This window comes from Nocardia vinacea NBRC 16497 (assembly GCF_000308835.1).
Taxonomy (GTDB): Bacteria; Actinomycetota; Actinomycetes; order Mycobacteriales; family Mycobacteriaceae; genus Nocardia; species Nocardia vinacea.
Map to the genome: position 1 here is coordinate 1 of NZ_BAGN01000362.1, position 8,512 is coordinate 8,512.

The following is an 8,512-nucleotide window of genomic DNA, read 5'->3' on the forward strand; positions in this document are numbered from 1 at the left end:
CGCTGACAAGGTCCCATAACCACACGGCGCCGCCGGCTGCGGAGGCCAGTCGCGTGCCATCCGGGCTGAACGCCACGCTGGACACCCCGCCGATGTGTCCAGTGAGTGGTTGTCCGACCGGCTTCCCGCTAGCAGGGTCCCAAAGCCGCACACCGTCGTTGCCTGCGGAGGCCAGCCGGGTGCCGTCCGGACTGAACGCCACGTCGGACACCGTGCCGGCGTGGCCCGCGAGCGGAGCGCGAACCTGCTGCGCTGTCCGCTGGCCGAAAGCGACTCGGGCGTCCACCACTGCACTGGTGGCCTGCCGCACGGGAGATGGGGTCGCCCGAGCACTCTCAGCGGCGAGCGCAAGCGCGAGCGCGGGATTGGTGGTGGCGGCGTCGCGGGAAGCCGAGGCCAAGGCGAGCGCTACCGCCTCGTTGCGTTGGCGTACCGCCTCTTGTCTTTGGCTGACCGCCTGCTCCCATTGCATGAGCGCGATCGTGGCCGCGGCGACCGCCACTACGGTCAGCAGGACCAGGCCGGCGATGGCGGCGCGGCGCAGGCGCCGGAAACGGCGCAGCTCGCGGACATCGTCGCTGGCCAGAACGTACTTGGGTTTGCCGTGAATCGGGGCGGCCAGGTCGGTGACCTTCTCCCGGAACATCGGCTCGGACGGATCCCACGGCGCGTCGTCGGTGACGTCGACATAGAACGGTTCCGCGGCGAGAACCCCTCGCTCCGTGAGTACTGGCAGCGCCACATCGGACCGGTCTGGGTCGAATCGCCCACTGGGTTCGTCCCAGGTCAGATGTCCGTGGGCCACCACGAACATCAGCCGGTCCGGCCCGCGTACTTGCAGCCAGTGGGCGACTTCCTTGTTCACCCAGCCCGAGGTGACTGCGTGCGGGGAGAGCACCACGATCAGGTAGCGGGCGCGGTCCATCGCGTCGGTGACCTTGCCCCACAGATCCGGGCTGGCGGTCAGGTCGGTGGCATCCCGGAACACCCGCAGCGCGTGCAAGCGGCCCACCCGTCGGCCGATCCGGTGCAGGCCCTTCTGGATTCCCGCCGCGACCGGTCGATCCTCGTGGGCATAGGAGACGAAGGCATCGTAATCGAACGACTCCCCCTGCTCACGAACTGGCAACTCCGGAACTTCCGCAGCACGCGCAGGCATCTTCACCTCCCGTCTGGACCGGGATCACTGAATCGCGCTGAACCGATGATTCGAGGCTGACGCCACCAAACGCGGAGGTCACGAGTAGTGCACTACCCAGCTTCACAGCGGACCTGCACGCCGGTTACATGTTGTCCACCTGACGACCAGACATGCCCGGTGGCATCACGTGGTGGCGGCGGTGCGTCCGACGACCCAGCAGCTCGAAGAACGCCAGATGAGGCCAGCGACGGCAACGCCACCGCGCAGCGGATATCGGGGCTAGCGTCGTTCGTTCGAGAAGGCCCGAACGGACACGCGCTACCACCTTCTTATCCCGCGCTCATCAAGGCGCGAACTCCGCGATCGCGAACGGACACTCGATCGACCGAAGATGGCGGCGAAGACCATCCGTCGATCGACACCCCGATCGCTATCACCGAAATGACTTCCAGCGGTGAGCCACTGCGGTTCGCGAAAGCCGTTCTCACCCAGGGGGAATTGCAGCGGTGGATGACTCTGACGGTCGCCTGCTACCACGAGGAACCGCACGAGGGTCTGGGCGGACGGTGCGAAGCCACGGCCGACGCCTGGCCGACCTCGAAGAATCGCGGTACGTTCGGCCGTAGGCAGGCCGTTCAGCAGACGCGGATCAAAGTACCCGGGGCCTGCCGCATCCAGCCCTGTTGTTGGCCGCCCGGGGGGGCATCAGATGGTGAACGAGCTGTCCGGCCCGCCGATCCGGCGGATCGCCTCCAGGGGATACGGGGTCTGTCTGCTCTCGAAACGGAACTCGCGGTAGTAGTCCGTCATCACTGCGGCGAGCGAGGCGTGGCGGGTGAGGATCGCCGCGATCTGAGACGGAATTCCTGTCGGGGGTTCCCCTCGGGCGCAGGCGTGCACGAACGCGATGCGCTCGTCCTGCTTGTACCCGTACAGGGCGACGACGAGCCACTGCACCAGGTGGGTGAGGGTGTAGCAGCGGTCATAGGTCCGGTGTTCGGCGAAGAAGTCGACCTCTTCCTTGGACAGGTCGAACCGGGAGGAGATCGCGAGGCCGTAGTCGGTGAAGAACAGCCGCTTGCCATCGGTGAGGATGTTCTGGAAGTGGCCATCGAAATGCAGGAGCCCGCGGGCGTTCATGAAAGAGATGCCAGCCTCGAGTTCCTTCGTCACCATGGTGCATGCCTGCACGGCGGTCTCGTCGTCGGCCTTGACCTGAACTTCCAGCCAGTCGTGCAGGTTCTGCGGGATGTACTCCAGGAACAGTGCGACGCTCGCCGAGGAGTCCCGCAGCCCCTCGATCCGGTGGCGCACCTGTGGTCCGCCTCCCCAGTAGGCGACAACTTTCTCCACATCGGCCAGTTCCTCGGGCAGCACCTGCCCGGTGTGCGGCAGCACCCGCCAGTGGTACATCAAGGGAAAGCCCTCATGGTCCCGTGCGAGCACCCAGTTCGTCGTCATGGTGTGTACGGCCAACTCCCGCCAGGCCCCCCATCCCGGGCTCCCGGGGCCCGAGGCCGGGATGGCAGAAGACAGGTAGCCCGAAGAGGTTCGCCGTGGACCGGACGTTGTCCGGCTGCCTTTCCAGATCGGTCAGCGCCAGCCGCTTGACGAAGACCAGTGTCCCGTCGACCTCCAGCAACGCGGAGGTCCCGCCGATACCAGAACCCAGCGGCGCAGCCGTATCCACGAGGTCGCGCAGTTCGCGATCACTGCACAGCGCCAATGATGTGGAGACGGCACTGTAGGCAGCCAAACGCGCACCACGCGACGGGTCGAGCTTCTCGACGGCTACCTCCACCAGGGCACCGACCTCTCTGCGATACTCGAGTCCGTCCAAAGGGCGCGCACACGCGAGGGATAACCCGGCGGTGCGCCCCTGGGACGGGCGGACGGCATCGGGGACCATGTTTGTGAAGACCGATCCAAATACCCCTTGGCCGCACTGTACGTGTAGATCATCAGCAAGGTCGGGCGAGCACGATCCATTCGTTCCTTGGCAGCGCGGCACCAACGAGAACACCAATCGCCTCCTGCGCCAATACCTTCCGAAAAACGCCGACCTGCGCCGCTTCACCCAAGAAGACCTCGACGCCATCGCCCATGAACTCAATCACCGGCCCCGCAAGATCCACGGCTATCGCAGCCCCGCAGAGGTCTACGCTGAACATCTGAAAAGCGGTGATGCACTGACCATTGAGCCACCATCGCTTGCGCCCGGTAGGGATGTGACTGGTAGTGGTTGATAGTCGAGTGGCATGAATGTCTCGAATCGTTCACGTTGCCAACAGCGGCATCGGTCGGCGCGGCACAGAGGTCACCAGTGGTGCATCGGAGAATGCGCACGGTGACCTGAGCTGGAAAGCTTACTGTTCATGTCCAAGCTCCGCGTCGGTGTCCTCGTCTCGCACAACGGCTCCAACCTTCGGGCTCTGCACCGTGCGGCGGCCGAACCCGCGGCGCGGTTCGAGGTAGTGGCCGTGATCAGCAACAACAGTGGATCGCCTGGATTGGCGTATGCGCGGGAGAACCAGATCGCGACCCGCCATTTGTCGGGCAAGACCCATCCTGATCCCGATCAACTCGACGACGCCATCCGGGCCACATTCGTCGAGCATTCGGTCGAGTTAATCGTCACGGCCGGCTATATGAAGAAGCTCGGCCCGCGGACCCGCAAGGAATTCGCGCCCAAAATCCTTAACATCCACCCAGCACTGTTGCCGCGCTTCGGCGGGCACGGGATGCATGGAAACCACGTTCACCAGGCAGTTCTCGACTCCGGCGACACCGTCAGCGGCCCGTCGGTCCACATCGTCGACGACGAATACGACACTGGCGAAGTGATCGCCCGGCTCGAGGTCCCGGTGCTCGCCGACGACACCGTCGACACACTCGCTGCGCGTGTGCTGACCGCCGAGCACACTCTCCTGCCCCTGGTCGTGCAGCAGATCGCCACCGGACAACGTCTCTACCTCAACAATCGGCCTTGACCACGCCGCGATAGCCATTGCGTGGCACCCAGGCGCTTCACCCAAGAAAAGCTCGACGCCGTGTGGCCAACCGCAGCACCGCAGAGGACTACGCTGAGCACCTGAACAGGCGTGACGCACTGACCATTTGAGCCCACCATCGATTTTTCGACACTGGCACCGCGACGAATCAGCCTCCGGCGTGTGAACTACGGGCGGTTAGACAGGGTTTCAAGCACAATCGAGCTGTGCTCGTGTGGATGGGAAAGCGCAACAAGGCAATTGGTCGCGTCGCCGGACGAATCGGCCTGTTCCCCGCGGTCTTCCTTGCGCTCTGCGGCGGATTGGGCGTCGCGTTCGCTGCCTACAGATTCCTGCGCTGGATCACCCCGGTCGATGCGACCAAGGCCGCTGCCGAGATCGATGTGACCCGGATCGCGTTGACCGTCGTTGCCGGGGTTGGCGGGGTGGTCGCGTTGGTGATCGCCTACCGGCGCCAACGTGATATCGAGCAGAGCCGGTTCGTCGAACGCTTCGGTGCCGCGGCCGCCCAGCTTGGTGCCACCGATGTCGCGGTTCGTATCGCCGGGGTCTATGCCATGGCCGGTGTGGCCGACGAATCCGATGGACTGCGCCGCCAGCAATGTATCGACGTCCTGTGCGGCTACCTGCGCCTGCCCTACAGTCCCGAGCTCGGGGCCAACCACCAGAGCAAGCTGGTCCTCAAGCACCACCGCGCTACCGCCGACGGCACCCGCGCCGACGACCAGGAGCACCACCTCGAATACCGGCACAACGACAGAGAAGTACGCGCAACCATCGTCCGCGTCATCGCGGACCACATCCGGCGCGATTCCGAATACAGCTGGTCAACAAGCGATTTCGATTTCCGAACCGCATATCTCGAGAACGTCGGTTTCAACGATGTGAGGTTCGCGGGCGCTGCGCGGTTCGAAAGCGCGACCTTCTCTGGCACCGCACGGTTCGACGGCGCGACCTTCTCCGGTCCCGCCTGGTTCGCGCGCGCGACCTTCTCCAGCGCCGCCTGGTTCAACCGCACGACCTTCTCCGGCACCACTCGGTTCAATCGCGCGACCTTCTCCAACGGCGCCGTGTTCGAGGACGTGGCCTTCTCCGGCCCCGCATGGTTCGAGAAGGTGGATTTCAGCGGCGGAGCCATCTCGTTCGTCGGCCCAAGGCAGTGGGGTCCGCCTGCGCCGGTATTCGACTGGGACCGGAACGTCAGCCAGAAGCCCAACAATGTCAAACCACAGGATTGGCCACCTGTTGTTCCGACATCCTGACCTTCCACAACGGCCGGGTGTCGAGAATCGATCAGTTCTCAACACCCGCGGCCCTTCGGCAGCGGCACGTGAACTTCCAGTCCGCCATAGACGTCGGAGGATCCGCGGACGCCCGGCAACAGAACCCGAGCAACCACCAGACGCGCGGCCGGTGGTTCCCGCGACCCGGCGGAAGTTTCTTCGGCACATTCCTATGTCGAAAGAATCGCCCCATCCCGGCGTCTGTGCCGGTGAAGAATTACGCAAGTGGATTACCAGTGGGGCCAGGTTGTGCAATGCCAGCACTGCGCCGGATCAGGCGTGTGCGCCCGGCGGTGTAGGTGTACAGCTACATGTCCAAGGAGAACCGATACCGAAACAGCTACCAGTGTGATCGATGCGGTGAGGGGCTCGTAGATATCTCCCCGGCGCAGACTCCCGGCAATGCCACCGTGCCGACATGTCGTGTGTGCCAGGGGGTCGGCTCTGTTCGGCTGTGATCGGCCTGTGAGCCAAGTCAGCCCAATCCGGCGGAAAGCCGCGGCCCATCCTTCGATGTCACTGCTACAGCCCCGATTCGACCCGCTTATCGGCGGTCAGAACCTTGCAAGGATGGATACCATCCGGACGGAACCGCGCGCGGCATACCGCCATGCCGTGGAGTCGTAGTCACGGCGTGGAAGGCGAAGCGCCGCGCCCGATCCACCTTCAGTCCTCGGCAGACGGCTGATGTTGTGGACCGACCAGATCGGCTGTGGCTGTGCTTTGTTCAGCCGGCCGATCGGTGTGCGTCGCACTGATCTGTTCGCTGTATGTCCGCAGAATCTCGCTGACTTGTTGGCGGTGTTCGCGGGCGGCGCGGTCAGCCATGGTGTGGGCGGCGGTGATCGCGCGGGAGTACTCCATATCGCGTTGTTCGAGCTGGTGTTGGTATTCGGTGGCTTGGTCTTCGAGCCGCTGGCGCAGAGTTGCGATCTCGTCGGCGGCGATCGTGGCGTTGGTGACTGCGGCGTCCCGTTCGCCCTCTGCGTGTGCTTGCGCCGCGCGGGCAGCGTCGAGGTGTCCGCGCATTTCTTTCAGGACGGTTTCGGCCTCCTCGTACACCCGGTCACGATCTGCCTCTACCTCGGCAATGCGCTCTTGTGCGTCGGTAGCAGCTTGTGCTGCAAGGTCTTTGGCCTGCTGTGCTTCCTCGGCAGCTTCGTCGGCGGCGGCCAGGGCCAGCTCCTCGAGTTCGACCGCGCGTTCGAGCCGGCGCAGCTCACACCAGCGCACCGCGGCCTCGAAGTCGTCGAAGGTCTCCGACGTCGACCGTCGACGCCCGGTCTCGTCGTAGTAGTGGAACGGAACCTGCCAGGCGATCGACCCGTTGCTACGGGGTCGCGGGCGGGGTGTGAGCATGAAGCCTCCAGAGCCGGTAGTTGCCCTGAGAAGCCGTTGAGACCGCAATGGTGACGTGGTGACACAAGTGGTGACATACACGTCTACACCAGGGTAGCTCACGCTACTGACCTGGTGTTTTAGTGGAGCGGATGACGGGATTCGAACCCGCGACCCTCACCTTGGCAAGGTGATGCGCTACCAGCTGCGCTACATCCGCATGCGCTTCGTTGGGGGCCGAGGGCCGCAACGGCGTGCGTCCAAAACTGTAGTCCGTCATCACGTCCAAATGAAAATCGGACATTCGAGGTGGCGCATCAGGGAGTGTGGTGGTCTGCGAGAGCTGTGAAGAAGGAGGCGTGGTCGGCGGCCCATTCGGCGTAGCTGCGGGGTGTGCGGCCCAGGACTTGGTGGACGTCGTCGGTGAGCGTCGCGTTGCCGCCTGCGCGGACGTAGGCCTGGCCGGCCAGGGCGCCGTCGGCGAAGTCCGGGGACATGCCTGACGAGATCATGTGTTCGCGCGCAACGTCTTCCGGCACGTCGACCACATCGAGCGGCTGACCGAGCACCGCCGCGAGTGTGGTGACCTGGTCGGCGCAGGTGAGCAGCGCAGGACCGGTGAGGGTGTAGATGTGTCCGGAGTGGCCGGGTGTCAGCAAAGCCTCGGCGGCGACTGCGGCGACATCACGTGGATCGATGACGCCCTGGCTGCCGGTCCCGGTGAGATTCGGCACGGGCCGGCCCGATCGGATGGCATCGGCCCAGCTCAACGTGTTGGAGGCGAAGCTGGTCGGACGCAGGATCGTCCATTCGAGACCGCTTTCGCGGGCCGCCCGCTCGCCGGGCATATGCCAGGTGCCGACGCGGCCGAGTTCCGGATCACCGGTGCCGATGGCGGAAAGTTTGACGATCCGGCGCACCCCTGCGTCGCGAGCCGTGCGGACCAGCGCGCGATCGGTTTCGGCGTCATCGGGGCCGAGGACACCGATGAGGAAGGCAACGTCCGCGCCGGTCATCGCGGTGGCCATCGAGTCGGGGTCGTGGTAGTCGCCGCGGACCACCTCGACTCCGGCGGGCACCCGCTCCGGATTCCGCGTCACCGCGCGGACCCGCACCTCACGGGCAGCCAGCTGACGGACGATTTCACTGCCGATGGTGCCCGTGGCACCGGTGATGACGATCATGAGGAGAGCGTGCCGCCGGTGCCACCCGATTCGATAGGAAATTTCGGCACGGCTTCGGGCGCTGTATCCGGCCGTGAGCTGCTTACAGTGGGGCGGGTGACCATGCAGGTAGACCTGATCGAAGCCACGGTGCCCGCGCCGGAATCGCTGCGTCCGTGGATCATCGAGCTGGGGCGCTTCCCCACCGCCACCGATACGTCCCTGCCGTTCACACATGTGCCGCACGCCGGGACGACGATCGTGCTGCGTACTGCCGACCGCCCAGACGCACTGGTCCTCGGCCCACAGACCCGCGCCTCGTACTCCACGGCCGATAAACCCGCTGGCTGCGCCCGCCTGCACCTGGCCCCCGGTGCCACCCGCCAACTGCTCGGCGTCCCCGCCGCTGAGCTCGCCGATCGTGTCGTCCGTCTCGCCGACCTCCCCGGTGTCGCCGCCGAATCGGCGAACGAACTCGCCACGCTGCCAACGGAAAAGGTCCTGCCGTTCCTGGAAGAGGTTCTTCCACAACGCATCTCCGAACGACTCGACGCAACGCACCCACCGCGAACTTCT

Annotated in this window: 8 protein-coding genes, 1 tRNA gene and 1 pseudogene; 4 read left to right on the forward strand and 6 right to left on the reverse strand. The window is 65.1% G+C overall.

What is annotated here, in order from left to right; genetic code table 11:
* From ON44_RS34375 to ON44_RS52100, 3 genes are all read right to left on the reverse strand, one after another.
* A partial coding sequence (locus ON44_RS34375; RefSeq protein ID WP_157187418.1) for a toll/interleukin-1 receptor domain-containing protein occupies positions 1 to 1,159 on the reverse strand: 1,159 nt, incomplete at its 3' end.
* 687 nt (positions 1,160 to 1,846) lie between these two features.
* The gene (locus ON44_RS34380) at positions 1,847 to 2,602 is read right to left on the reverse strand and encodes a protein kinase family protein (protein ID WP_218007684.1); all 756 of its coding nucleotides are present in this window, start codon (positions 2,600 to 2,602) and stop codon (positions 1,847 to 1,849) included.
* On the reverse strand, positions 2,568 to 2,942 hold the full coding sequence (locus ON44_RS52100) for a hypothetical protein (protein ID WP_218007685.1): 375 nt from the start codon (positions 2,940 to 2,942) through the stop codon (positions 2,568 to 2,570). Before ON44_RS52100 ends, ON44_RS34380 begins: the two co-directional genes overlap by 35 nt.
* Before the next feature lie 181 nt (positions 2,943 to 3,123).
* On the opposite strand from ON44_RS52100, the pseudogene ON44_RS48815 reads away from it, so the two are divergent.
* The 3 genes and pseudogenes from ON44_RS48815 to ON44_RS53565 form a co-directional block, all read left to right on the forward strand.
* A pseudogene (locus tag ON44_RS48815) lies at positions 3,124 to 3,387 on the forward strand (transposase); the annotation flags it as partial.
* 129 nt (positions 3,388 to 3,516) lie between these two features.
* Positions 3,517 to 4,131, forward strand: coding sequence for a phosphoribosylglycinamide formyltransferase (gene purN / locus ON44_RS34390; RefSeq protein ID WP_040698437.1), 615 nt, complete (start codon positions 3,517 to 3,519; stop codon positions 4,129 to 4,131).
* 239 nt (positions 4,132 to 4,370) lie between these two features.
* Positions 4,371 to 5,414: a pentapeptide repeat-containing protein gene (locus ON44_RS53565; RefSeq protein ID WP_051182740.1), complete on the forward strand. Its 1,044-nt coding sequence runs from the start codon at positions 4,371 to 4,373 to the stop codon at positions 5,412 to 5,414.
* Positions 5,415 to 6,101: 687 nt separating this feature from the next.
* Here the strand turns inward: ON44_RS53565 and ON44_RS34400 are convergent.
* From ON44_RS34400 to ON44_RS34410, 3 genes are all read right to left on the reverse strand, one after another.
* Entirely contained in the window at positions 6,102 to 6,794 is a 693-nt protein-coding gene (locus ON44_RS34400; protein ID WP_040698440.1) for a hypothetical protein, read from the reverse strand.
* 123 nt (positions 6,795 to 6,917) lie between these two features.
* A tRNA-Gly gene (locus tag ON44_RS34405) sits at positions 6,918 to 6,993 on the reverse strand.
* A 97-nt stretch (positions 6,994 to 7,090) separates the two neighbouring features.
* Positions 7,091 to 7,957 carry an NAD(P)H-binding protein gene (locus tag ON44_RS34410; RefSeq protein WP_040698443.1) on the reverse strand — a complete coding sequence of 289 codons (867 nt, stop codon included), beginning with the start codon at positions 7,955 to 7,957 and terminating at the stop codon, positions 7,091 to 7,093.
* 96 nt (positions 7,958 to 8,053) lie between these two features.
* Here ON44_RS34410 and ON44_RS34415 point away from each other — a divergent pair.
* On the forward strand, positions 8,054 to 8,512 hold a 459-nt coding region (locus ON44_RS34415), incomplete at its 3' end, for a DUF6597 domain-containing transcriptional factor (protein ID WP_506333352.1).